The 25113-nt window shown below is 37.2% G+C and carries 30 protein-coding genes; all 30 read right to left on the bottom strand.

The features are described 5' to 3' along the window. Positions 1–192 precede the first annotated feature (192 nt). Entirely contained in the window at positions 193–1452 is a 1260-nt protein-coding gene (gene rseP / locus HF876_RS03295) for an RIP metalloprotease RseP (RefSeq protein WP_169358626.1), read from the bottom strand. A 41-nt stretch (positions 1453–1493) separates the two neighbouring features. Then, the gene (gene dxr / locus HF876_RS03290; RefSeq protein ID WP_169358625.1) at positions 1494–2642 is read right to left on the bottom strand and encodes a 1-deoxy-D-xylulose-5-phosphate reductoisomerase; all 1149 of its coding nucleotides are present in this window, start codon (positions 2640–2642) and stop codon (positions 1494–1496) included. Between the two features lie 18 nt (positions 2643–2660). Then, complete coding sequence (locus tag HF876_RS03285; protein WP_169358624.1) at positions 2661–3458, bottom strand: phosphatidate cytidylyltransferase; 798 nt, start codon at positions 3456–3458, stop codon at positions 2661–2663. Then, the gene (locus HF876_RS03280) at positions 3455–4249 is read right to left on the bottom strand and encodes an isoprenyl transferase (protein ID WP_169358623.1); all 795 of its coding nucleotides are present in this window, start codon (positions 4247–4249) and stop codon (positions 3455–3457) included. Before HF876_RS03280 ends, HF876_RS03285 begins: the two co-directional genes overlap by 4 nt. 134 nt (positions 4250–4383) lie before the next feature. Beyond that, a complete protein-coding gene (frr, locus tag HF876_RS03275; RefSeq protein ID WP_169358622.1) occupies positions 4384–4941 on the bottom strand; it encodes a ribosome recycling factor in 558 nt (185 codons plus the stop codon). Then, complete coding sequence (gene pyrH, locus HF876_RS03270) at positions 4941–5663, bottom strand: UMP kinase (protein WP_169358621.1); 723 nt, start codon at positions 5661–5663, stop codon at positions 4941–4943. The genes frr and pyrH overlap by 1 nt, the downstream gene beginning before the upstream one ends. A gap of 94 nt (positions 5664–5757) precedes the next feature. Next, positions 5758–6645 carry a translation elongation factor Ts gene (tsf, locus tag HF876_RS03265; RefSeq protein ID WP_169358620.1) on the bottom strand — a complete coding sequence of 296 codons (888 nt, stop codon included), beginning with the start codon at positions 6643–6645 and terminating at the stop codon, positions 5758–5760. A gap of 88 nt (positions 6646–6733) precedes the next feature. Continuing rightward, positions 6734–7456, bottom strand: a complete 723-nt coding sequence (gene rpsB, locus HF876_RS03260) for a 30S ribosomal protein S2 (RefSeq protein WP_169358619.1) — start codon at positions 7454–7456, stop codon at positions 6734–6736. 152 nt (positions 7457–7608) lie between these two features. Beyond that, positions 7609–8100, bottom strand: coding sequence for a DUF6115 domain-containing protein (locus HF876_RS03255; protein ID WP_169358618.1), 492 nt, complete (start codon positions 8098–8100; stop codon positions 7609–7611). An 8-nt stretch (positions 8101–8108) separates the two neighbouring features. Beyond that, positions 8109–8405: an RNA polymerase subunit sigma gene (locus tag HF876_RS03250; RefSeq protein WP_169358617.1), complete on the bottom strand. Its 297-nt coding sequence runs from the start codon at positions 8403–8405 to the stop codon at positions 8109–8111. 18 nt (positions 8406–8423) lie between these two features. After that, the gene (locus tag HF876_RS03245) at positions 8424–9197 is read right to left on the bottom strand and encodes a FliA/WhiG family RNA polymerase sigma factor (RefSeq protein ID WP_169358616.1); all 774 of its coding nucleotides are present in this window, start codon (positions 9195–9197) and stop codon (positions 8424–8426) included. A 94-nt stretch (positions 9198–9291) separates the two neighbouring features. Further along, positions 9292–9588, bottom strand: a complete 297-nt coding sequence (locus HF876_RS03240; RefSeq protein WP_169358615.1) for a hypothetical protein — start codon at positions 9586–9588, stop codon at positions 9292–9294. After that, a complete protein-coding gene (locus HF876_RS03235; protein WP_481900275.1) occupies positions 9588–10094 on the bottom strand; it encodes a chemotaxis protein CheD in 507 nt (168 codons plus the stop codon). Before HF876_RS03235 ends, HF876_RS03240 begins: the two co-directional genes overlap by 1 nt. Position 10095: 1 nt before the next feature. Continuing rightward, complete coding sequence (locus HF876_RS03230; protein WP_169358614.1) at positions 10096–10725, bottom strand: chemotaxis protein CheC; 630 nt, start codon at positions 10723–10725, stop codon at positions 10096–10098. A 4-nt stretch (positions 10726–10729) separates the two neighbouring features. Next, positions 10730–11185, bottom strand: coding sequence for a chemotaxis protein CheW (locus HF876_RS03225; protein ID WP_169358613.1), 456 nt, complete (start codon positions 11183–11185; stop codon positions 10730–10732). Between the two features lie 11 nt (positions 11186–11196). Next, the gene (locus HF876_RS03220) at positions 11197–13236 is read right to left on the bottom strand and encodes a chemotaxis protein CheA (RefSeq protein WP_169358612.1); all 2040 of its coding nucleotides are present in this window, start codon (positions 13234–13236) and stop codon (positions 11197–11199) included. A 15-nt stretch (positions 13237–13251) separates the two neighbouring features. Next, a complete protein-coding gene (locus HF876_RS03215) occupies positions 13252–14319 on the bottom strand; it encodes a protein-glutamate methylesterase/protein-glutamine glutaminase (RefSeq protein ID WP_169358611.1) in 1068 nt (355 codons plus the stop codon). 1 nt (position 14320) lies between these two features. Continuing rightward, complete coding sequence (locus HF876_RS03210) at positions 14321–15187, bottom strand: MinD/ParA family protein (RefSeq protein ID WP_169358610.1); 867 nt, start codon at positions 15185–15187, stop codon at positions 14321–14323. After that, a complete protein-coding gene (gene flhF, locus HF876_RS03205; RefSeq protein ID WP_169358609.1) occupies positions 15171–16271 on the bottom strand; it encodes a flagellar biosynthesis GTPase FlhF in 1101 nt (366 codons plus the stop codon). Before flhF ends, HF876_RS03210 begins: the two co-directional genes overlap by 17 nt. Next, entirely contained in the window at positions 16268–18301 is a 2034-nt protein-coding gene (gene flhA / locus HF876_RS03200) for a flagellar biosynthesis protein FlhA (protein WP_169358608.1), read from the bottom strand. Before flhA ends, flhF begins: the two co-directional genes overlap by 4 nt. A gap of 18 nt (positions 18302–18319) precedes the next feature. Next, entirely contained in the window at positions 18320–19405 is a 1086-nt protein-coding gene (gene flhB / locus HF876_RS03195) for a flagellar biosynthesis protein FlhB (protein WP_169358607.1), read from the bottom strand. A gap of 1 nt (position 19406) precedes the next feature. Next, positions 19407–20183 (bottom strand): flagellar biosynthetic protein FliR, encoded by a 777-nt coding sequence (fliR, locus tag HF876_RS03190; protein WP_169358714.1) that lies wholly within the window; start codon positions 20181–20183, stop codon positions 19407–19409. Between the two features lie 4 nt (positions 20184–20187). Next, positions 20188–20457 (bottom strand): flagellar biosynthesis protein FliQ, encoded by a 270-nt coding sequence (fliQ, locus tag HF876_RS03185; protein ID WP_144538065.1) that lies wholly within the window; start codon positions 20455–20457, stop codon positions 20188–20190. 12 nt (positions 20458–20469) lie between these two features. Continuing rightward, complete coding sequence (fliP, locus tag HF876_RS03180) at positions 20470–21135, bottom strand: flagellar type III secretion system pore protein FliP (protein ID WP_169358606.1); 666 nt, start codon at positions 21133–21135, stop codon at positions 20470–20472. Beyond that, the gene (locus HF876_RS03175) at positions 21128–21817 is read right to left on the bottom strand and encodes a flagellar biosynthetic protein FliO (protein WP_205963985.1); all 690 of its coding nucleotides are present in this window, start codon (positions 21815–21817) and stop codon (positions 21128–21130) included. The genes fliP and HF876_RS03175 overlap by 8 nt, the downstream gene beginning before the upstream one ends. 6 nt (positions 21818–21823) lie before the next feature. Beyond that, the gene (locus tag HF876_RS03170; RefSeq protein ID WP_169358604.1) at positions 21824–22186 is read right to left on the bottom strand and encodes a response regulator; all 363 of its coding nucleotides are present in this window, start codon (positions 22184–22186) and stop codon (positions 21824–21826) included. Between the two features lie 19 nt (positions 22187–22205). Continuing rightward, on the bottom strand, positions 22206–23393 hold the full coding sequence (gene fliY, locus HF876_RS03165; RefSeq protein ID WP_205963997.1) for a flagellar motor switch phosphatase FliY: 1188 nt from the start codon (positions 23391–23393) through the stop codon (positions 22206–22208). Further along, positions 23386–24384 carry a flagellar motor switch protein FliM gene (gene fliM, locus HF876_RS03160; RefSeq protein WP_169358603.1) on the bottom strand — a complete coding sequence of 333 codons (999 nt, stop codon included), beginning with the start codon at positions 24382–24384 and terminating at the stop codon, positions 23386–23388. Before fliM ends, fliY begins: the two co-directional genes overlap by 8 nt. Before the next feature lie 28 nt (positions 24385–24412). Beyond that, entirely contained in the window at positions 24413–24844 is a 432-nt protein-coding gene (fliL, locus tag HF876_RS03155) for a flagellar basal body-associated protein FliL (protein ID WP_169358602.1), read from the bottom strand. Further along, positions 24834–25055 (bottom strand): flagellar FlbD family protein, encoded by a 222-nt coding sequence (locus tag HF876_RS03150; protein ID WP_169358601.1) that lies wholly within the window; start codon positions 25053–25055, stop codon positions 24834–24836. Before HF876_RS03150 ends, fliL begins: the two co-directional genes overlap by 11 nt. Positions 25056–25113: the final 58 nt, after the last annotated feature.

Genomic DNA, 25113 nt, shown 5'->3' with positions numbered 1-25113 from the left:
AATCATCCCTAACCTTTAACATAGCCTTATTAAATAAGATTCTTTTATATAAAGTACCATCTTAAACATAATTATAGATAAAACTGAACAATTAACAGAAAAAGAAAGGAAGTTCAGCTACTCGAACTCCCCCTCTAACATATTCTATCAAATCTATAAACAAAAAGATTGCCCAGTATTCACCAAGTTACTCTATAGGAAGAATCGTTGTATATCATTCCAGGTAACTACTACCATCAATACCATTAGAAGCATGATTCCAACAAAATGAACCATTCCTTCCTTCTGTTTATCAATTGGTTTTCCTCTTACCGCTTCAAATAGGAAGAACAATAATCTACCGCCATCCAATGCTGGTAATGGCAACAAGTTCATAATCCCTAAATTTATACTTAACACTGCAGCCCAATGCATTAAATTAAATACACCTGATTGTGCTACCGTATCTGTCGCTTGATATATACCGACTGGCCCAGACAAGTCATCTATACTAAATGAACCAGTTATTAATGTCCCCAAAATAGTAAAGATTCGTTTAGTCCATTCATAGGTTTGTTCAGCTCCAAAGGCTATTGCTCCGATTGGATTTTTCTCTAAAGGACTTGAATACATGACGCCGATTTGTGTGACTTTTCCTTCTTTTGTAGACACTTCTTTTGGAGTAATCATCAATTCTTCCGTCATACCATCTCGTTCTACGACGAAAGTCATCGGCTCGTTTGCACTTTCTCTCACAGCATTAGATAGCTGCTCCCATTCTGTAATTTGCACTCCGTCAATTTCTTTAACTAAATCGCCGTCTTTCATGCCTGCCATTTCAGCTGGGCTATCATCTACTACGGACGTAATGATAGGCTCATTAGTTGGAATACCTTGTATCAGACCTAGAGCTAAAAATATAAAGAAAGCTAATATAAAGTTAAACAAAGGTCCTGCGAAAATCGTCAAGGCACGTTGTCCAACTGTTTTCGAACCAAATTGTCGATCGTATGGAGCTATAAATGTTTCTGTATTATTCTCAATAATAACAGCGTCTCTCGCCACTTGATAACGAACCAAACGCTCTTCCTCATCATAGCCTTCAATATACATGTCCTTCATCAAATCTGATCTTTCTACTTCTAAAAAGAGCATATCCGGAAACTGTTTATTTTGGTTAAGTACGATTTGGTCGATTTTGTTATCCTTGTTTACGCGAATACCTAGACGATAACCAGGCTGCAATTCAACAGAATCTAAATCTTCTCCAGCCATCCGTACATAACCACCCATTGGTAATAAACGGATTGTGTATAGAGTTTCGCCTTTAGTCATACCAAATATTTTAGGACCAAAGCCAATAGCAAACTCTCGAACCATTATTCCAGCTCTTTTGGCAAAAATAAAATGCCCTAGCTCATGAAAAAAAACAATACTTCCAAATATGATTATAAACGCAATGGCTGTTTCCATTATACCCCACCTTTTTCTCCTGCTTATCTTTCCTCAATACATTATTTTACCATGTTTTGAACAGTTTTTCTCGTTTGGCTATCAACAAATAATATAGTATCTAAATCTGGTGAAGAAATATTAGAATGCTCGTCCATTGCCCGTTCGATTAACTCGTCGATTTCTAGGAATTTAATCTTTTCTTGTAAAAATAGACTTACAGCAGCTTCGTTAGCAGCATTTAAGACAGTCGTCATTGTACCTCCTGCTCGGCCTGCGTCTATCGCAAGCTTCAAGGCGTGGTATCTCTTATAATCCATCTCTTGAAAATGAAGTTTTCCAATTTCCGCTAAATTTAATCGTTGAGCACTTGAACGCTCCAATCGATCTGGATATGACAAGGCATATTGAATTGGTACTCGCATGTCTGGTGTTCCTAATTGAGCAATCACACTGGTATCTTTGAATTCAATCATAGAGTGTATGATGCTTTCTCTATGTAATAAAACTTCAATGTCATCATAAGAGATATCAAAAAGAACGTGCGCTTCAATTACTTCCAGGCCTTTGTTCATCATCGTAGCTGAGTCAATTGTGATCTTAGAACCCATAGACCAGTTTGGATGGTTCAATGCTTCTTTTACAGTGACGTTTTTTAAATCTTCGCGTGTACGGTCTCTAAAGCTACCACCAGATGCAGTAATGATTAGTTTAGATACTTCAGATTTTTTCTCTCCATTCATTGCTTGAAAAAGTGCTGAATGCTCGCTATCCACTGGTAATATCGGCACATTATGTTCTTTAGCGGCCTGCATTACTAAATGACCAGCAGTAACTAATGTTTCTTTATTAGCGATCGCTATAGTAATACCTTTATTAATCGCTTCTAAAGTAGGTCTTAAACCTACGCTTCCTAGAACAGCGTTCACTAGAACATCTGCTTTCGTATGAGCAGCCACTTGTATTAAACCTTCATCGCCAAAAACAACTTCTACTTTTGGAAACTCATGTTGAAGTAAAATAGCATCCTCCTCTTTTTGGACAGACACAACCTCTACCTTGAACTCTTTTAGAATCTTTTTTGTTTCTTCTATATTTTTACCAACAGAAAATGCAACTAATTGAAATCTATTTGGATGCTCCCTTATTATATCTAATGTTTGTATCCCGATAGAACCTGTTGCACCTAATAAACTTATTCTTTTACTCATGAAATAATGTCGTCTCCCTTATATAAAATGTAAAAAATGCAATAATGGCAAGACAAAAAGAAGACTGTCGAAACGGTCTAATATACCACCATGCCCAGGAAGAAGATTACCTGAATCTTTTACATTAAAATGTCTTTTAATACCTGACTCTACTAAATCCCCAAGTTGCCCGAATATAGAGGCTACGATTGTAATCCCTATCAATATTATGTATGAAGATGTAAGCGGGCTGATCGATTGGATAATTAGTGCTGTTACTATTGCCCAAACTATACCCCCAACAAAACCTTCAACCGTCTTATTTGGAGATATTTCTGGCCAAAGCTTTCGTTTACCTAACTTTCTCCCTGTAAAATAAGCTCCAGAATCCGTGGTCCAAACGATTAATAAGGCAAAAATGACATATGCCAAACCACCTTCTATTGCTCGTGTTTCAATAAAGTAATAAAAGCCAATCCCAACATATAACGTACTTAATAGCACAAATGATGCATTTTCGAATGTAAATTTATTTTTCGTTAATACGGTAAATATTAATAAAATGAATACTGCTACGAATATCCATTCGAGCTTTGTATGCCCAGTAAGATTAACTATTTTCTCTGTATATACGGAAGGGAATAATAGTAAGAATAAAAGAAGAATTGATATAATACCTGGAAAACTAATTAAGCTTATACCCTTCATTTTTAATATTTCATATAATCCTATTGCAGCAATCGCATAAATTAGAACAGTAAATACAGGTCCTCCTAGCAGAACAATAGGAAGAAAGAGCGCTAAAGCCACCGCACCCGTGATGATTCTTGTTTTCAATTTGTTTCTTCCTCCTTAATTCCACCATATCTTCTATTACGTTTTTGAAAAGTTTCAATCGCATCTAGTAAACAGCCTTCATCAAAGTCTGGCCATAATGTGTCTGTAAACCAAAATTCAGTATAAGCAAGCTGCCAAAGCATGAAGTTGCTTAATCTAACCTCTCCACTTGTTCTAATAAGTAAGTCCGGTTCGGTCAGGTCCTTTGTCATTAGATAATCATTGAACTTACTTTCTGATATATCTTCTACTGTCATGTTTCCTTTTTGCACATCACTAGCTATTTTCTTTATAGCTTGAACAATTTCATCTCTACTTCCATAATTTAAAGCAAAATTTAATATTAGGCCATTATTATTCGCTGTTTTTTCCATAGCCTTAGTTACTGCCTTTTTAGTATGCTCTGGCAGTAGTTCAATATTACCCATCATTCGTACTTGAACATTTTGTTCAATCAATTCTGGTAAATACGTATTAAGAAATTCCTCAGGCAACCGCATTAAAAATTCAACTTCGACTTTCGGTCTTTTCCAGTTTTCTGTCGAAAATGCATATAGAGTGAGCGTTTTTATTCCAACATCGTTTGCAAACCTCGTTATTTTCTTAACCGTTTGCATTCCTTCATGATGACCCGCGATTCGTGGTAGAGCTCTTTTTTTAGCCCATCTACCATTCCCATCCATTATAATGGCTATATGGTCTGGCAATTGTTCTTTTCGGACATTTTCAATCCGTTCATTTAAACAGTTACTTATCGCTTGATCATTTTTACGCATAAGTTTTTTTAGCATGCATTAACCTCCACTTTAAACCTTCTCGAAGCATATATCTTATCATAACAAATAAAGACGAATATAAAAAGGCGTCCTACTAAAAGGACGCCTTCCTCGAATAAAAGTTCAACTGTAAGACTGGCTAGAAGCGCTTAAACTTCTAGAATTTCTTTTTCTTTGTCTTTCGTGATTGCATCAATTTTTTCAATATTTGCATCTGTTATTTTTTGAATTTCTTCAGTATAGCTTCTTAAATCATCTTCTGTGATTTCTCCGGCTTTCTCCAACTTTTTCAAGTCGTCATTTCCATCACGTCGTACGTTACGAATATTTACTTTAGCTTCTTCTGCTTCTTTTTTCACTTGTTTCACTAAGTCTTTACGACGTTCCTCTGTAAGTGCAGGAATAGCGATACGAATTAGGTTACCATCGTTTGTTGGCGTAATCCCTAAATCTGACTTCATAATCGCTTTTTCGATATCTCCTAAAATGGATTTATCATATGGCTGAATCGTTAGTAAACGAGCTTCAGGTGTTGAAATACCAGCCATTTGGTTAATTGGAGTTGGAGCACCGTAATAATCTACAGTTATTTTGTCTAATAATGCTGCACTTGCACGACCAGCACGGATAGAAGCCAATTCTCTTGTATATACTTGAATAGTTTTGGCCATTTTATCTTTTGTTTGCTCTATTACTTGTTTCGGCATTATGAATTCCTCCTAACGACTGTACCGATAGATTCACCTAGGACAGCCTTTTTAATATTTCCGTTCTCCATAATTGAGAATACAATAAGTGCAATATCATTGTCCATACATAGCGTGGACGCTGTTGAGTCCATTACTTGCAGACCTTGTTGAATTACTTCCAAGAAAGACAATTCATCATATTTCACTGCTGTTTTATCCGTCTTAGGATCAGCAGAATACACACCATCTACATTATTCTTAGCCATTAAGATTACATCTGCTTCAATTTCTGCCGCTCTTAAGGCTGCTGTAGTATCAGTCGAGAAGTATGGATTTCCTGTTCCCGCTGCAAAGATTACTACACGTTTTTTCTCCAAATGACGAATAGCTCTTCTTCTTATGTACGGCTCTGCCACTTGACGCATTTCAATGGAAGACTGTACACGAGTTTCAACTCCACATTGCTCTAGAGAATCTTGTAGTGCCAATGAATTCATTACCGTAGCTAACATGCCCATATAGTCAGCATTCGCACGGTCCATACCCATCTCACTTCCAATTTTACCTCTCCAGATATTGCCTCCACCAACTACAACAGCAACCTCTACACCAAGATCCACTACCTCTTTCACTTGCTCAGCTACTGATTTGATAATTTCAGGTGACAATCCGAATCCTTTTTCTCCAGCTAATGCTTCGCCACTTAGTTTTAAAACGATTCTTTTATATGGTGTGCTCATAGATATCCTCCATCTCTTTTCTTGAAAAATAGGGAACACAAATTACGTGCTCCCTAGAGTTTTTCTATAAAATAAGAACTTAAAGTTCTTATTATTAGTTATTTCCTTTAACTTGGCTCATTACTTCTTCAGCAAAGTTGTCTTCACGTTTTTCGATTCCTTCACCAACAGCATAGCGAGTGAATGAAACTAGTTTACCACCAGTTGATTCAACAAAAGCACGTACTTTTTGGTCTGGATTTTTAACGAAAGATTGGTCTAATAAACACACTTCTTCAAAGTATTTACCAAGGCGACCTTCTACCATTTTTGCAACGATATTTTCAGGTTTACCTTCGTTTAATGCTTGTTCAGTTAAAATTTTACGCTCATGCTCTACTTCTTCAGCAGATACTTCATCACGAGAGATATATGATGGGCTTAATGCAGCAATGTGCATAGCAACATCTTTAGCTGCTTGATCATCAGTAGATCCTTCAAGAACAGTTAGAACACCAATGCGTCCTCCCATGTGTAGGTACGGTCCAAAAGCGTCTGCATCTGTTTTTGTTTCAATAACAAAACGACGTAGAGTAATTTTTTCTCCGATTTTTGCTACTGCATTAGAGATAGCATTTTCAACTGTAACGCCTTCTTGAATGTTAGAAGCTAATGCTTCTTCAACTGAAGCAGGTTCAGTAGCTAATAAGTGAGAAGCTACGTCTTTAACTAATGTTTGGAATCCTTCGTTTTTAGCAACGAAATCCGTTTCTGCATTCATTTCTAATAAAACAGCTTTGTTTCCATCGATTTGGATGTAAGTTGTACCTTCCGCTGCGATACGGTCAGCTTTTTTAGCTGCAGAAGAAAGACCTTTTTCACGTAAGAAGTCAATTGCTGCTTCTAGGTTTCCGTCTGTTTCAACTAAAGCTTTTTTGCAATCCATCATACCTGCGCCAGTTTTTTCACGCAATTCTTTTACCATTTGTGCTGTAACTGCCATTATAAATTCCTCCTAGTACGAATCATGTCGTTTCTCAAAAAAAGGTGATAAGTGGTTTGGCCGCTTATCACCTGTACTTACATGTGTCTTACTCAGCAGCAACTTCAGCTGAAGCTACTTCTGCATCTTCACCTTGTCTTGCTTCAAGTAATGCATCCGCCATTTTAGCAGTTAATAATTTTACTGCACGGATTGCATCGTCATTTGCAGGGATTACATAGTCGATTTCATCTGGATCACAGTTAGTATCAACAATTCCTACTAATGGAATGTTCAATTTACGAGCTTCTGCTACTGCAATACGCTCTTTACGTGGGTCAACTACGAACATTACATCTGGAACAGCTTTCATATCACGGATACCGCCTAAGAATTTAACTAGACGTTCGTGTTGTTTTTTAAGTTGAACAACTTCTTTTTTAGGAAGTACAGCGAAAGTACCGTCTTCTTCCATTTTTTCGATTGCTTTTAAGCGTGCAACACGTTTTTGAATAGTACCGAAGTTTGTTAAAGTACCACCTAACCAACGTTGGTTGATGTAGTAGTTACCTGAACGTTCAGCTTCTTCTTTAATAGCTTCTTGAGCTTGTTTTTTAGTTCCAACGAAAAGAACTTTCCCGCCATCTTGACCTACTTGGCGCATGAAATCATAAGCTTCTTCTAATTTTTTCACCGTTTTTTGAAGATCGATGATATAGATTCCGTTACGTTCAACAAAAATGTATTTTTTCATTTTTGGATTCCAACGGCGAGTTTGATGACCGAAGTGTACACCGGCCTCAAGTAGTTGTTTCATAGAGATTACTGACATTTTATTTCCTCCTGGTTTGGTTTAGTCTTCCGCATCCATCATCTGTCATTGGCTACTCTATTTCTAGAGCACCTGCCAAGTTCATCCGTAATGCGTGTGTATTCATACCGTATTGTAATATACCATAGTTATTTTATACTTTCAACTATTTATTACTTAAACTTTAAGAAAAGTTCTACTTCCGTCTTTCCTATTTGAAGTAATTTGGCTATTTCCATTGGACTTTTTCCTTCTTCACTATAATATAGTACCTTCTCTTTCATCGTAACTGGCTGTTTTTTTTCTGGCAAACTAGCTGCCTGGACATAACTATTTGCTACCTTATGTTTGGATACGAGTGGTCTTGAAAGCACAAAGGACGGATCTATATCATTTTTTATAGTAGTAGAAACTTCTTCTTGTGCGGAAGCATGTTCCTTTAGAGGAGGAACAAAACTGTTTTCCTTTAATTCATATAGAAGGCGATCATTTTCATCCTTCATGTCTGCTAGATAGGCACTAAATGAATCTTCTATTTCTTTCATAGTTTGTTCTTGTCTGACTTCCAAATCTTTATATTTTGATAATTTCATATTCAATAATGCAATGAAATAAAAGCTAATAATTTGGAGAAGAAACAGTGCTATTATAATAATTGTTGTCATTTTTTCTCCTATCCATTATAGTCCACAAAGTTCCCTTTAAAAGGATGCTTTATACTGTTGTTCTCTTGTCCTTTTTTCCTATCTTTCTTCTCTTGCTCATCCTGCTCCTGTTGGTTTCCCTTTGCGTCTGCTTCTATATGATTAGATTTTATAACAGTTTCCCTGTTTTTTTCTATTTGCCTTTCTGTCGCAGCTTGGGCGTTGGCTTGGTTAACTAGGCTTTGCTGCTGCATCTGATCAGCCATTTTCCCTGCGTCCACGGTCTTTGGGATAGCTATTTGTAATTCCAAACCTTTAAGACTCATCTGTCCGCCCTCCACCCTTTAGGTATTCATCATTTCATTTACTAATAGCTTCCGAAGCTTAAAAAGTGCCTTAGAATGTATTTGAGATATTCTCGAGGTGGATAAGCCGAGCATCTCCCCGATAACAGTTAGGGTTAATTCTTCTGTATAAAATAAACTTAATACTAATTGCTCATTTTCATTTAAATGTTGGATTTGATTGACAAGGTCATTAATTAGCTCATCTTTTACCAGCTTTTGTTCAGGCGTAGTTTGTGTATCGTCTCGAATCACAAAGGATTTGCTATCCATTTCATCCTGATCATGTAATTGCTCATCTATAGACAAAACATTAGAAAAGAAGTGTTCTTGGACAGTCTGATATACATCCTCTAAAGGGATTTCTGCAAAATCGGCCAGTTCTTCTGGTGTCGCATGTCGCATTAGTTTTTGCTCTAATTCTTCTATTTTCTGATCTAGTTTTTTAGCTTTTTCACGAGATGATCTAGGGAGCCAGTCTTCTTTTCTTAGCCCATCTATTATAGCCCCTCTTACCCGGAAGGATGCATACGTATCAAACTTCAGATCTCTAGAAGGGTCAAACTTATTTAATGCATCAAATAAGCCCATCATACCAAGGCTCTTGAGCTCATCTCTCGAAACATTTTGAGGTATACCCGCACCGATCCGTTGCACATGATACGTAACTAGTGGAGTATATTTTTTTAGAAGTAAATCGCCCGCTTGAGGATCCTTGCTTTCAGTCCATCTTCTCCAAAGGAGCTGCTCCTCTGTCAAGTTTTGTTTTGACACAAATATCCTCCTTTCGACACTGCATTCTATTATTTATGGATATTATACCAAAATTTCGTATAAAAAGGGGAGACGAAGAAAAATCGCCCCCCACTTAAGATTCCTCATTTAACATATCTTTTATAATTTCAGCGTATTCTTTTGATCCGACAACCGTAGTTTGAGAACTATCCTGGGTAAAAGGAACCTCAACTTCTATTTTTTTCATTCTATCGTCTAGTACATAAGATAAAATTGCACGTCCCCCAAAAGTTATAAAGAAAGATAGGATAGCCCACAAAATAAACGGTATAAGAATAATTGCCCCTTCTATAAATGGGTAAGAGAAGAGAAAAAGAATGCTAAATGTTAGCAACGCTATCCAAAAATTAGACATAATCGTTCCAACCATTAAATATTTTTCACCCCTTGGTTAACCGTCCGTACATTTAACAGCTTGGTTAGAGGATCAAACTCAATTGTTCTCCCGCTATTCCCTCCAGTATCTTCTGAAATTATTCGGATGGAGTATTTTTTTAAATATTCTTTTACTGCTTCTACGTTTCTAGGACCTATTCTCATCGTGTCTCTACTGGACGAAAATTGAAACATTTGTGCACCGCCAGCTATTTTAGCTCGTAGTCTATCACTACTTACCCCTTCAAGCTTTAAGAGGTTAATAAGCGCTTGAATACCCGTATCAGCAAACTTGGCCGCATTAATGTTTTCACCTCTACCTAAAGAAGAGTTAGGAAGCATTATATGAACCATACCAGCTATCTGAGATTTATCATCATATAAAACTACTCCAACACAAGACCCCAAGCCTGTGGTCCTTATAATTTGAGGAGCCTTTACAATGTTCATATCAGCAATTCCTACCTTCACCACCGCTGCCATTTGAGCTTGTTCCATCATATTATTCTACTCCTAAGGCTTGAAAGATCGTCTGAAATGATTCTGGATCTGGAAGTAAGAAGAAATGTCCGTGGACACTTTTTCCATTTTCCATTTCTTCCTCATTAATAGCTGTATCAATGACAATAACATAATCACTTATTTGTGAAAGCTCTACAAGACCAAAACTGATGATTGCTCCTACCATATCTACACACAATGCAGGAACAGATGGATATATATTTAGCTTTGTAAAATCAGAGAGAGCGGATAAATAAGAGCCTGATAATATGTTACCTAGTTCTTGAAGAGCAGATGCGCCAATCTCAGTTACTTGAGCCTTTTCGAAATCTATTTGGTCATCTTGAACTAATCTTCGAATAAATTGATTTGCTTGCTCCACAGGTAATACAAAGAACATACTCCCATTGACATCTCCCGCAATTCGAAGATATATACCTGCCACAACACTTTCTGCTCCGCCAGCTAGCTCCATCATTTCATCGAAGGTCACCATTTCTACCTTAGGAACATTCATGTCTATTTTTTTGTTTAATAGCATGGAGAGTGCAGTAGCAGCATGAGCTGCTCCAATATTCCCAATTTCTCGTAGGACATCCAGATGGACGGAAGTAATTTGCTTTTCAAACATTAGACTAAGCTCCTGTCTTAATAGGGTTTAAAACTAAATCTAGATGCAGCAATATTAATAGACGCTTGTCAATTTTAGTAACACCTGCTATAAAGTCTTGTTCTAATCCTCCAACTACTTCTGGCTGTGGTTCAATGGAATCCTTCGGAATATCTAATACATCATTTGCAGAGTCTACGATGACCCCTACATTCATATCATCTAATGAAATTATAATAATTCGAGAGGAATCATTTAAATTACTTTCACCTAAACCAAATCTGCTTTTCAAATCGATAATAGGTGTAACTACACCACGTAAATTTATGACACCCTTTACAAAAGAAGGAGTCTTGGGAACTCTTGTTATATGAATCAGTTTCTCAATTCCTTGTACTTGGCTTACTGGTATTACGTATTCTTTGTCTGCTAATTGAAAAACAACTACTTTTAAGTTTTCTGTTTCTAAAGCCTCTGTCATTATTTTTCCCCCTACCTTATTAAAGCGTTACAATCAATTATTAAGGCTACTTTCCCATTTCCTAGAATAGTTGCTCCTGAAATAGCAAAGACACTAGACAAGTATGTTCCAAGAGTTTTTAATACAATCTCTTGTTGGCCAATAAATGAATCAACAACTAAGCCAGCCATTTTATCTCCTTTTCTTACAAGCACTACGGAATGAAATTCTTCCTCTAGACGCTCATTAGGAACTTCAAATACTTCTTCTAAGAATACAAGCGGCACAACTTTGCCACGGAAATCGATGACCTTCTGATTGTGAGCATTTAAAATGTCGGAAGAACGAATGATTGCGGTCTCAATAATAGAAGAAAGAGGGACAGCGAAAATTTCTTCTCCTAGTTCCACTAACATGACTGAAATAATAGACAGCGTTAAAGGTAACTGAATAGAAAACAAGGACCCTTGTCCTTCAGTAGAAGAAATATCAATAGATCCTCCCAATGATTCAATCGTTGTTTTTACTACATCAAGACCTACGCCACGTCCTGATACATCAGAAATAACTTCCGCCGTCGAAAAACCAGATGATAATATTAACTCCGCAACCTGTTTATCACTCATTGCCGTTGCGGCCTCTGGTGTAACAATGTTTTTAGCTATTGCTTTTTTCAATACTCTTTCACGACTAATCCCTGCACCATCGTCCTCGATTTCAATAAAGACGTGATTACCACTATGATAAGCTCGAAGTATAACAGTACCCTCTTCCGGTTTACCTTTTGCTTTTCGAATTTCAGGACTTTCAATGCCGTGATCTAAAGAGTTTCTAATAAGATGAACAAGTGGATCTCCAATTTCATCTATTACCGTACGATCTAATTCTGTGTCTGCACCGATAACTTGTAGATTAATCTTTTTGTTCAAGTCTCTTGCCAGCTGTCTAACCATTTTAGGAAATCTATTAAATACTGTATCTACTGGTACCATACGCATTGTGAGAATAATATTCTGTAAATCACCCGTAATTCTTGCCATACGTTCTACCGTTTCCTCTAATTCACTATCATGGAGATTTTCAGAAATCGATTGAAGCCTACCTCTATCAATTACTAACTCTTCAAACAAGTTCATTAAAATGTCTAATCTCTCGATGTTAACCCGAATTGTTTTGTTGCCGTGGGTCTGGTTATTCTTTGTAGCTACTTGTTTTTCGCCGGTAGCCTTGACTTCTGTTGTTGGTTTCTCTTCTGTCTGTAGTTCTATGACAGTGCTTCCTTCTTTTTCAAATGCTTCACTTTGTCGTTTCTTTAATTGTTCCAGGCTAACCGTGTTTACGATTACTTCCGTAACCTCTGATACTTTCATCAGCTTCTTCTGGACATCAGCTTGCGTCTCCGTCGTAACGAAGGCTACATAGAACTGCTCATCAAAATCCTCATCTTCGAGCTTTTCAACTGAAGGAGAAGATTTAATAACATCCCCCATTTTTTCAAGTAGCTCAAAAACCATATACACGCGGGCAGCTTTAAGCAAGCAATCTTCACGAAGTTTGATAGAGATCTCATATGAATAATAATTTTGTTCTGCAGATTGCTGTATGACAGTCATTTCATAATCGTCATAAGTTAAATAATTTTCTAGAGAGGTTGAAGAAACATTATTTACAACAGTAGCAGCAACTTCTATTTCTCCGGTTTCAATCTCATGAAGCTTTCTTACAGTCTCTTCTACATTCAGTTTTCCATCTCCGCCTTCAGCAATGTTAAAGACCATTTCTTCTAGCTGGTCCACCGCTACGAAAACTACGTCAAGAAGCTCTGGAGTAACATTTAAACGGCTATTTCGTATTTCGTCTAGAACGTTCTCCATCTTATGAGTAAGATTAGCTATGTCCTCGTACCCCATAGTTGCAGACATGCCTTTTAATGTGTGAGCAGAACGAAATACTTCATTAACAATAGAAAGATCCTGGGGATTTTTCTCTAGTTCTAGTAAATGATCATTACATGCCTGTAAATGCTCCTTACTTTCTTCTATAAACATCTCTAAATATTGATTGATATCCATGAACTTAACTCCCCTTTAAGGTAAATACCGTGTGATTGTGTTTGCAATTCTCTCTAAATCTACGACTTCGTTCACTAATTTTGTCTCTACTGCTGCTTTAGGCATGCCATAAACAATACATGTATTCGAGGATTCAGCAATTGTTACTACATTACCAGCCTCAACTAACCGCTTCAGGCCTTTAGAGCCGTCCGAACCCATACCAGTCATAATGATTACGATTTTATCAAAGTCATTATAGCTGCTATTGTCTTCCAATAGAACGTCCACAGACGGTCTATGTCCTCCTCTAGGGGGCTCTACGTCATCTAGTTTTATCGTATAAGCGGTTCCTACTTTTTTTATGCGCATATGATATCCACCTGGAGCTATATAGGCATGTCCATTCCGAATAATATCTCCTTCACTTGCTTCCTTTACCTCTATCTCGGATAGTTGGTTTAAACGATCCGCAAGTGATTTAGTAAACCCAGGAGGCATATGCTGGACTATTAGAACAGGAGCCTTTAAATCTCCTGGTAAATTGGGTAGAACCTCTTGTAAAGCTCGTGGTCCCCCTGTAGAAGTACCAATCAATACCATTTTTTTTTTGTTTAGCAGCCTATGTGTAACAGATTGGTTCACCGCTACCTTTGGCTCTTCTCTTGTTGGTAGTTTTACTTTTTTTAATTTACTTATAGTGATTCTTGAAGCATGTTCTACTTTTTCAACTAATTCATCTTTAATCTTATGTAAATCTAAAGATATGGTGCCGCTAGGTTTAGCTACAAAGTCTACTGCACCATATTCCATAGCTAGTAAAGTACTTTCCGTACCCCGTTGAGTAGTACTAGAAAGCATAATGATTGGAACAGGAGAATCAATCATTATTTGTTTTAGTGCTTCTATCCCATTCATCTCTGGCATTTCTACATCCATCGTAATAACATCAGGACGTAGTGTTTTAATTTTTCTGAGGGCATCTGATCCATTTCGGGCTATACCTACTACTTCAATTGTTTTGCTTTCCTTAAAGAAGTCTCCGATTAATTTACGCATAAAAGCTGAATCATCCACGATAAGTAATTTTTTCTTTGGTCCCATCCTACTTACCGCCTCCTTTAAATAAGCTTTTCAATTTATCAATAAACTTACTCGGATTAGAAGGAACTACTTCCAACTGTTCTTCAGTAAACTTGCTAACAATAGAGGAAAGCTTTTTAGAGATTTCACTTTGCGGATATAAAATGGAAAAAGGTACCTGCTGTTGGACTGCTTTACGTACGGTGGGATCCTCTGGTAAGCTCCCTAGAACAACAACATCCTTAGAAAGGAATTTGGACATAGCCAACTTCAATCTAGCCGTCGTATCTTCTCCCTCTTCTTTTGAAAAAGCTCGATTGCATAAAAGAAAGAAGCTTTTCTGTGGATCTTTAAGATATATATATTTCATCATAGAGTAGGCATCCGTAATTGATGTAGGCTCTGCCGTTGTTATGACGATAATGTCATCTAATGCAACTAACAAGTCTAATGTTTGAGATGTTGCCCCAGCACCCATATCGAAGATAATATAATCATAGGACTTTTGAAGAAATTCAAACGCTTCAATTAGCCGGTCAAACATACTGTCCGACCACTCTAAGACTCCATTTAGCCCTGAACCTCCAGATATATATTTCAGTCCATTTGGTCCATCAAACATGACACTTTCTAATAATTTTTCTCCCACTAAATAATCTTTTAAATTATGAGGTGCCGATTTTCCAAGTAAAATGTGAATATTACCCATTCCAATGTCCATATCGATTAAGACTACTTTTTTCCCTTGCGCACTTAGCATCGATGTGAAGTTTGTAGAAAAATTACTTTTCCCTACACCACCCTTTCCACTAACTACTGCAATTGAACGGCCTAACTGACTATGATTGCTAAGCATTCTCAATCGTAATTCCTCAGCTTGATCTCTCATTATGAATCCCCTTTAATAGCAACTCGACTATTCCATCTTGACTAGCCTCTACAATATCTTCCGGTACTTCTTGCCCATCTGTATAGTAAGCAAGTCCCTTGTTATATTTAACCATTAAATTAATCATCGAGCCAATAGAATTTGTTTCATCGATTTTAGTAAATATCAGTTTTTCAATTGGAAACTCTGTAAATTGCTCTATTATTACTTCCATATCTCTTTCTTTAGAGGTAGAAGAAAGTACGAGAAAAGTTTCTGTGTTGTCCTTAAAATCGATTAACTTTTGTAAGTCCTCTACAAATTTAACTTCTTTATAGTTTCTACCTGCCGTATCGATAAAGACCAGGTCCAATTTCTCAAACTGATGAACAGCTTGTTGGAAGTCTTTTTGACTGTAGACAATTTCGATAGGTGCCTGTAGAAGACCCGCATATGTTTTTAATTGTTCTATTGCGGCAATGCGGTAAGTATCTGTTGTGATAAAACCTACTTTTTTCTTCTTTTCAAGAACTGCACGGGCCGCCATTTTCGCAATCGTCGTTGTTTTACCAACACCTGTTGGCCCTAGAACATTAATAAATTTTCTTTCGTAGGAGATCCCCCCAAATGAAAGGTCACTTAGGAGATTATTTAAATAGTTTTTTGTGAAGTCTAATTGTTCATCAATCGTTTTTTTACCATGCACAAAAAGCTCATCACTTACTCGTGTGATAAGCTCCTCTGCTAGTTCCTGTTGCTTAAGGTGGTGAATAAGTGTATGAAGTTCTTCCGAATATTGTTGTTCCAACTGTGGACGTTGAATCGATTTAACCATATTCTTTATATCTTCTAATTCTTTTTTTATCTCGGATGTTTGATTAGAATCTGGATCAAGTTGAACAGTCGGTAAATTTGGTGCTTTATTTGGAAGTTCTATACTATCCATTCCAGCTAAAACCTCAATGGATTTCTTTTTAAACATCCCTAGAAAACCCTTTGAGTATACAACCTTAGAACTCAAGATTACTGCTTCGTCTCCTAATTCTTTTCGAATAGCCTTCATTGCTTCAGGCATAGTGGCTGCGATATATTTTTTCATTTTCATTCAACATTCACCACCCCAACGCTTTGTACCTCAATAGATGATTCTAGTTCGTTATACGAAAGAATCGGGATTTGAGGGAAATATCTTTCGGTCATTTGTCTTAAGTACATTCTTACTGCTGGTGAACATAATATTATCGGCGACTGCTCCATCAGAGAAGCTCGTTCCACCTCTCTTGCCATAGATTCCAATATAGCTTGCGAATCAGTAGGATCAATTGAAAGGTAGTTACCATGCTCAGTTTGTTGAATACTATCAGCAACCATTTTCTCTACCTTACCAGACACCGTTAAAACTTTGAGTGTATTACTGCTCCCAGCATATTGAGAAGTTATTTGTTTTGCTAAAGCTTGTCTAGTGTATTCAGTTAATATATCGACATCGGATGTCATTTTTGAATAATCTGCAAGTGTTTCGAAAATAATTGGCAAGTTTCTGATTGAAACATGCTCTCTTAGTAAGTTTCCTAGTACCTTTTGAATCTCTCCTATCGTCATCGGAGTTGGAGTCAATTCGTCCACTAGAATTGGTGATGTTTCACGAATGTGATCAATGAGCTGCTTCGTCTCTTGTCTACCAAGTAACTCATGGGCATGGTTTCTGATAATTTCTGTCATATGAGTAGAAACAACGCTAGGTGGGTCTACGACTGTATATCCCATAATCTCTGCTTCTTCCTTGACCGCTTCAGTTATCCATTTAGCCGGCAATCCAAAAGAAGGTTCAATCGTATCAATCCCTTCGATCGTATCATCGTCTCCAGGACTCATAGCAAGATAGTGATCTAACAGCAATTCTCCTCGAGCCATTTCATTTCCTTTTATTTTGATGCGGTACTCGTTTGGCTGTAGCTGAATATTATCTCGTATACGTACGACAGGAATTACTATACCGAGCTCTAGTGCAAGTTGTCTTCGGATCATTACTACGCGATCTAGTAAATCTCCGCCCTGTGCTGTATCAACAAGTGGAATTAAACCATAGCCAAATTCAAATTCTATAGGATCTACATTTAATAGATTAATAACATTCTCTGGGCTCTTCATATTATCTGTAGCTGCTTCCTCCTGAAACTCCTCTAGCTCTTCTGGATCCTCTTTTTCTGTTTTACCCATCATATAAGCCCCAATAACTAAAATAGCCGAGATAGGAAAAGTAAGAATTACTCCTATAGGAGTCACAATTCCCAGAAGTGCAATTGAGGCAGCTGCTACATAAAGTAGCTTAGGCTGACTTAATAACTGTCCTGTAATATCTCCACCTAAATTACCTTTAGATGCAGCTCTTGTAACAACAATACCAGTAGCAGTCGATATTAGGAGAGCTGGAATCTGGGACACAAGTCCATCCCCAACAGTCATTGTGGAGAATAAAACTGCAGCCTCACCAAAAGGTAGTCCAAATTGAACTACACCGATGATAATACCAAATAGTAAGTTAATAATTACGATAATAATACCAGCGATCGCATCACCCTTTACAAATTTGGTTGCACCATCCATTGCTCCATAAAAGTCGGCTTCTCCACTTACCTTTTCACGTCTCTCTCTTGCTTCCTTTTCCGAAATCATTCCGGCATTTAAGTCAGCGTCAATACTCATTTGTTTACCAGGCATGGCATCTAAGGTAAAACGGGCAGCAACCTCTGATACACGTTCCGCCCCCTTAGTAATTACGATAAATTGGATTATAACTAAAATTGCAAAAACTACTAAACCAACTAACATATTCCCACCTGTAACAAAAGTTCCAAACGTTTCTACTACTTTCCCCGCATCCCCTTCAGCCAAAATCGCGCGTGTAGTGGAAACATTAAGCGCAAGTCTAAATAAGGTTACTAATAATAATAATGTTGGGAAGACAGAAAATTGTAATGCCTCTTGCATATTCATTGCCGTCATTAAAATTAAAAGAGCAATAGTAATATTAACAATGATTAAAAAACTCAATAACCAATGAGGAAGAGGTATCACGAGCATAGCCACAATAGAAATTACTGCTGCTAAAACGGATATATCGCGGACTTGCATATACTTCCACCTCAATCTTTAAATTTTTTGTTTAATGCGGTACACATAAGCTAATACCTCAGCTACCGCCTTAAAGAATTCATCGGGAATTCGTTGACCAATTTCAACCTGGTCATACATTCCTCTAGCCAGTGGCCGATTTTCAACCATTACCACGTCATTTTCCTTAGCAATCATTTTAATCTTTTGAGCAACGTAATCGGCACCTTTCGCCACTACGATTGGGGCTTCCATTGATTGGTCATCGTACTTTAGTGCAATAGCATAATGAGTAGGATTCGTAATAACAACATCAGCTGTAGGAATTTCCTGCATCATTCGACGCATGGCCATTTCTCTTTGTCTCTGCCGAATACGTGATTTAATAATAGGATCTCCCTCTGAGTTCTTATGTTCGTCCTTTATATCCTGCTTAGACATCTTCAAATTTTTCTCGTAATCAAAACGCTGATAGAAGAAATCTAAGATCGATATAAACAACAAGACAAGGGAAGCGACAATACCCATCATCCCTGTAAGCCAGCCTATCGTTGATAAGGTATCCCAAGCAGTTTTGAAGGACAAAGAGAGGACTTGCTCAAGGTTCATCCATAAAATCATCGTTGTAACAGATCCTATAAATGTAATCTTAAGAATGGATTTTAATAGTTCAATGACCGCCCTCATCGAGAAGATTCGCTTAAGTCCCTTTATCGGATCTATTTTCTTCAAATCAAATTTCAAAGGCTCCGTCGTAAACAGCAAGCCAAACTGAAAGAAATTTGCAGCAACAGCAGCAACTACTGCTACTAGCATGATAGGAAGCAAAATCATAGCCATTTCCATTAGCATATCCTTATAAATCTCAATAGCTATGGGGATGGAAATTGAATCCATTAACATATACTTTGTAAAAGTAACATTGAAGAAAGTAAAAATCTCATTTCGTAAAAATCCTGCAAAGAAAAACATAAAGACGAATACTGCTAGTAACACAATGGCACTTGTGACATCCTGACTTTTTAGCACTTGTCCTTTTTTCCGAGAGTCCTGTCTTTTTTTAGGAGTAGCCTTTTCTGTCTTTTCTCCTGCGAAATACTGTAGATCCAATCGGAGCATCAACATATTAGCCACCACCTAAAATTATCATTAAATCTCGCATAGCGATGATCATCATCTCGAATACTTTTTGCATAACAGCCAGTAAGACTCCCATCATGACTAATAACACAATAAACGTAACCCCAATTTTTATAGGGAATCCCACTACAAAAATATTTAACTGAGGAACTGTACGAGCTGTTATTCCTAAAGCGATATCCACTAGAAATAGAGTCGCCACGATAGGAATAGACATCTGGAAGGCAACTGCAAAAACTCCCGCAAATTTTTTCATAATGAATTCCACATAATTTTCTTGTCCAAAAGCAAGCCAAGTCGTTTCCATAGGGATAAACTGATAGCTATAAAAAATTCCATCTAAGAGCAAATGATGACCATTTAAAGCTAACAATAATAAAAGTGCAATAATATTTAAAAATTGTCCTATCAACGGACTTTGTGCTCCAGTTTGAGGGTCTATTACGTTGGCGATTGCAAACCCCATTTGGAAGTCGATAAATCCGCCGGCAATTTGAATTGCAGAAAGAATGATATAGGCTAGTAACCCTACAAACAAACCTACCATTACTTCCTTGATGATTAATAGTATGTATTCTCCGTTAATATCAAAAGGACTCACATCCATCGTGTAATACATCATCCACGAAAGAATTACTGCAAAGGCAATTTTATGCGTAGCTGGAATAGTACGATGTGAAAACAGTGGCAATGTAATCATGAACGCTGAAACTCTTGCAATAATTAATAGTAATACAGTTAGGCTAGGTATGATTTCTTCCATTGAACTAACCAATATATCTCACTAAGTTTTCAAAAATATCTGCAGCATAGGAGGTCACTTGCGATAGCATCCATGGTCCAAAAAAGACGATAGCCACTAAAACTGCAATAATTTTAGGAACAAATGCAAGAGTCTGCTCTTGAATTTGTGTTGTTGCTTGAAAGATAGATACTGCAAGACCTGTTATTAAAGCCACTAACAAAAGAGGACCTGATGCAAGAAGAATGACCCAAATGGCTCTTTCTGCAATTGATATTACCATTTCGTTACTCAATACAATCAGCTCCTAAAAACTTTGTAGGATGGACTTCATAACTAAATACCATCCGTCCACTAACACAAACAATAAAATCTTAAATGGTAAGGATATCATTACCGGTGGTAACATCATCATCCCCATCGACATCAGGACACTTGCCACAATCATGTCAATTACCAAGAAAGGGATAAAGATCATAAAGCCTATTTGAAAGGCTGTTTTAATTTCACTTAAAGCAAAAGCAGGTACCATCACTGTCAATGGAATATCATCAATCGATTCTGGTCGTTCTGCTTCGGTATATCTTAGAAATAGCTCTAAATCCTTTTGCCTTGTATGCTCACTCATGAAATCCTTAAATGGTCCACTAGCATTTTCATAAGCCTGTTCTAACGTAATCTCCTCATCAAAGAGAGGAGTCAAGGCAGTTTCATTCACTTCCTGGAGTGTTGGTGCCATGATAAAAAACGTTAAGAATAAGGCTAAACCAACTAATACTTGGTTAGGTGGCATTTGTTGGGTTGCTAAAGCTGTACGAACGAAAGACAAAATAATCATGATTCTAGCAAAGGAAGTCATTAATATTAAAATACTCGGTGCCAAAGATAAAACCGTTAGTAAAAGCATTAATTTGATAGAAGTGGAGACATTTGACGGATCACTGTCCGAGAAGAATTGGACGAAATCATTCATTGTTTTTGCGCTCCTTTGTCTTCCAATCCTTTAATACTTCACTACGGTCTCTTTTTATATCTTCTAGCTTCTTTTGAAAAGTTTCATTAAATGAAGGATTTTCGTTATTTTTTGTCTTTTGAGTCTTGTTTTTTGTTAGTTTATTCATTAACTCCATAATATAAGGAAGCGTTTGAGCAGTTCCAAGCTTGTCCTCATATAGCTTTGTTAACTCTTCTATTTCTTGAGGATCTGTAATTTCTTTCAGTAAATTTATATTTTCTCCAATTCCTACTAGATAGAGAGAGTTGCCAATTTGCATTAACTGAATTGACTTGCCTTGACCAACCCCAACTCCTCCAAGATTATGGATGAGCTGGTTATGCTGGAAGCTTCTATTTCGTTTATTGATGAAACGTAATAACCCATACAACAAAGCAATGACAAATAACAAGGCAAAAATCATTTTAATGTAATCCCAAGCTGTAATAGATACTCCACTTGAACTTGCTTCTTGTGGAGTATTTTCTTCCTGATCTAATTCTTTGTTTTCCTCGGACTCTGCGTCTGGGGCAGTTCCCTTGTTTATACGTTCAAAACTCTCTTTAATACTCTCATTTGAATCTACAGCTGCCTCCGTGGCTAAGGGGACAGAGATTGATAAAAGAAATGCAATACAAATACTTAGGTAAAGCTTCCACATCATTTCTTACCCTATCGCTTTAGAGATTGCTTCAATTACTCGGTCAGCTTGGAAAGGTTTTACGATAAAGTCCTTTGCCCCAGCTTGAATAGCATCAATAACCATCGCCTGTTGTCCCATAGCAGAACACATAATAATAGTTGCACTAGGATCTTTTTCTTTAATTTTCTTTAAAGCCTCGATACCATCCATTTCAGGCATCGTAATATCCATCGTCACTAAATCAGGTTTTAGTTCAGCGTACTTTTCTACTGCTTGTACACCATCTGCGGCTTCACCCACTACTTCAAAACCATTTTTTGATAAAATATCTTTAATCATCATGCGCATAAATGCAGCATCGTCCACTATTAAAATTCTCTTCGACATATTATGTCTCCTCCATTACTTAACGTAAATTATTAATTCGTTCCGCCTGGCTTAGAATATCTGTAATTCGAACACCAAAGTTCTCATCAATTACAACTACTTCCCCTTTGGCAATATGACGATTATTTACAAGGATATCTACAGGCTCTCCGGCTAATTTATCCAGCTCTATGATAGAACCACTAGTAAGTTCCAAAATTTCCTTCACCGTTCTTCTAGTACGACCTAATTCTACTGTTACTTGAAGAGGAATATCAAGCAGTAAATTTAAATTTCTAGACTCATTAGGTGTAAGATTTGTTGCTTCAAAACTAGCAAATTGAGCTTGTTGCACCTCTACAGGTGGTGTATTACTTTGTCTTGGTTGATGCTGCGGTACTACTGGCTGTTGAACTGGTGGTACAACTGATTGTTGAACTGGTGGTGCCTCATAATAGTCTGGCACAGGAGCAGATACGTGGTTAGTTTCTACTCTTTCCTCATATATCGTTGCTGCTGCCTCTGGCTGAGCATCTTCTCCCTCTCCCAGAAGTGTCTTAACAAGGCTTAAACCAAACTCTAATGGTATAAGCTGCATAATATTAGAATCTATTAAGCTTCCTACTCGTAGTCTAAAAGATATTTTAATAAGCAAGTCATCATTAGGGATCGCTTCCTCGCCTTCCCCTTCGATCAGATTTAAAATATCTATGGAAGGTGGAGAGATATCTACCTTTTTATTGAATACAGTGGACATTGAAGTAGCTGCAGAGCCCATCATTTGGTTCATAGCCTCTTGTACGGCACTTAATTGAATTTCACTTAGTTGAGGGCTTGGATCTATCCCATCTCCACCTAGCATTAAGTCAGCAATTACTGCAGCGTCTGACTGCTTAATAACTAATAGATTCATACCTATTAGTCCAGCAGTATATTGGACTTGTACGGCGACATAAGGATGTGGAAATTCCTCCACTAACTTGCTTCTATTAATCATGCTAATATGTGGAGTAGTAATATCCACTTTTTGACCTAATAAGGAAGATAGAGCAGTAGCAGAGCTTCCAAAGGAAATATTACCGATTTCCCCTAACGTATCTATAGCAAAAGAGTCTAAGTAATCTTCAATATTCGTTGTATTTATGTTTGCTTTTTCTTCCTTCACATTGTCAACCGTTCCACGTAGGAGGGCTTCAATTTCTTCTTGGGAGAGCATATCATCACTCATCATCATCCTCTCCTCCTTTCAAAGTTTCAATTATTTGTACTGCCATTTTCTTTTTAAGCTTACCGGGCTGTGCTTTAAACTTTGGTATATCTCCTACTTTAATTGTAAGAGCATCTTCCACTTTAGCATTTAATTGAATGACATCGCCCAACTGAAGATATAAAAGATCTTCCATTGTGATTTCAGTAGAACCTAATTCAGCCACAACTGGTATTTCTGCTGATTTAACACGTTTTTTAAGGACTGCTAATTGTTCCGGTGACACTTCTTTTTTATTCGTTTGCATCCAGTAGCGTACAGATAGGTTAGGTACAATTGGTTCTAATACTACATGAGGAATACAAATATTAATCATTCCACTGGTTTCTCCAATAACCGTATTAAACGATATGACAACTACCGTCTCATTTGGAGAAATCATTTGTAAAAATTGCGGGTTTATCTCTAGTTCCGTTAAGATTGGATCAATATCCGCTATATTACTCCATGCTTCTCTTAAATTATCAAAGGATTTTTCAAAGAGATTTGTCATTATTTTTGTTTCTATTTCAGTTAGATTATCTACCTTTGTATGCGTCTGACCCTTCCCTCCCATTAACAAATCCAGCATGGAGTATGCGATATTGGGATTTATCTCCATTAGAATGTTGCCTTCTAGAGGCGGAACCTCAAACACATTTATGAGTGTCATATGAGGTACAGAGCGTATAAACTCCTCAAAAGGAATTTGGTCTACGGACACTACAGATATTTGAACATATGATCTTAACTGGGCAGAAAAAAATGTGGTTAAAAGACGTGCGAAATTTTCATGTATACGTGTCAAACTTCGTATTTGGTCTTTCGAGAAACGCAGAGCTCTCTTAAAATCATAAGTACGAATTTTCTTTGATTCCTGTTCGCTCTTCATTTCGTCCGCTGTCATTTCACCTGTCGAAAGGGCACTTAACAATGCATCTATTTCTGATTGAGATAATATATCTCCTGCCAATCTGCCCACCTCCATTCAAAAAAGTACTTTACTGAATAATATAAGAAGTAATATAAACCTGCTGTACTTCTCCTTCATTCATCAATTCATTTATTTTAGTTTTAAGCGAGGACTCTAAGGTTAGCTTTCCTTGCTTACCTTCTAAATCCTCTGGCGTCATTTCCGAAAGCTCCGTGATCAAAATATTCTTCACTTGGAAATCGCGTTTTGTAAGCTCCTCTGCCGCCTTTGTACTATCCGTTTGAACTTTCATAGAAATCCGGATAAATTTGTCGCCTGCTAAATTAGTTGTAATTTCCTGAATGTCCACAGAAGACTCGACAATCTCATCAATTGTAGGTTCGTTTGCTTCTTCACCTTTATTGAATTGAAAATATAGTAAAATTGCAACCACACCTACCAAAGTAAGAGAAACTAAAATAATTAGCATCATTGTTAATAGCTTGTTGTTATTCTTCATCCTGTTCACCTCTTAAATAAGGATTCGATAAAATATGTATTTCCTTGTAGAACTGAGCGATTTTTTCATACACATCTTCTCGTGATTCTAACGCCACATATTTATGACCGTTCGTTAGCGTTATCGTAGTATCTGGAAAAGATTCAATCGTCTCTATGTATAATGCATTTAACGAAAACTCTTTACCGTTTAAACGAGTTAAACTAATCATTTATTTAAGGGCCGGGCCATTCAAGGAACGGCCCACCCCTCCCTTACTGTCAAGCTGT

The sequence above is a fragment of the Psychrobacillus sp. BL-248-WT-3 genome (assembly GCF_012843435.1).
In the GTDB taxonomy this organism is placed as follows: domain Bacteria; phylum Bacillota; class Bacilli; order Bacillales_A; family Planococcaceae; genus Psychrobacillus.
This window is presented reverse-complemented; position numbering and strand designations above follow the sequence as displayed.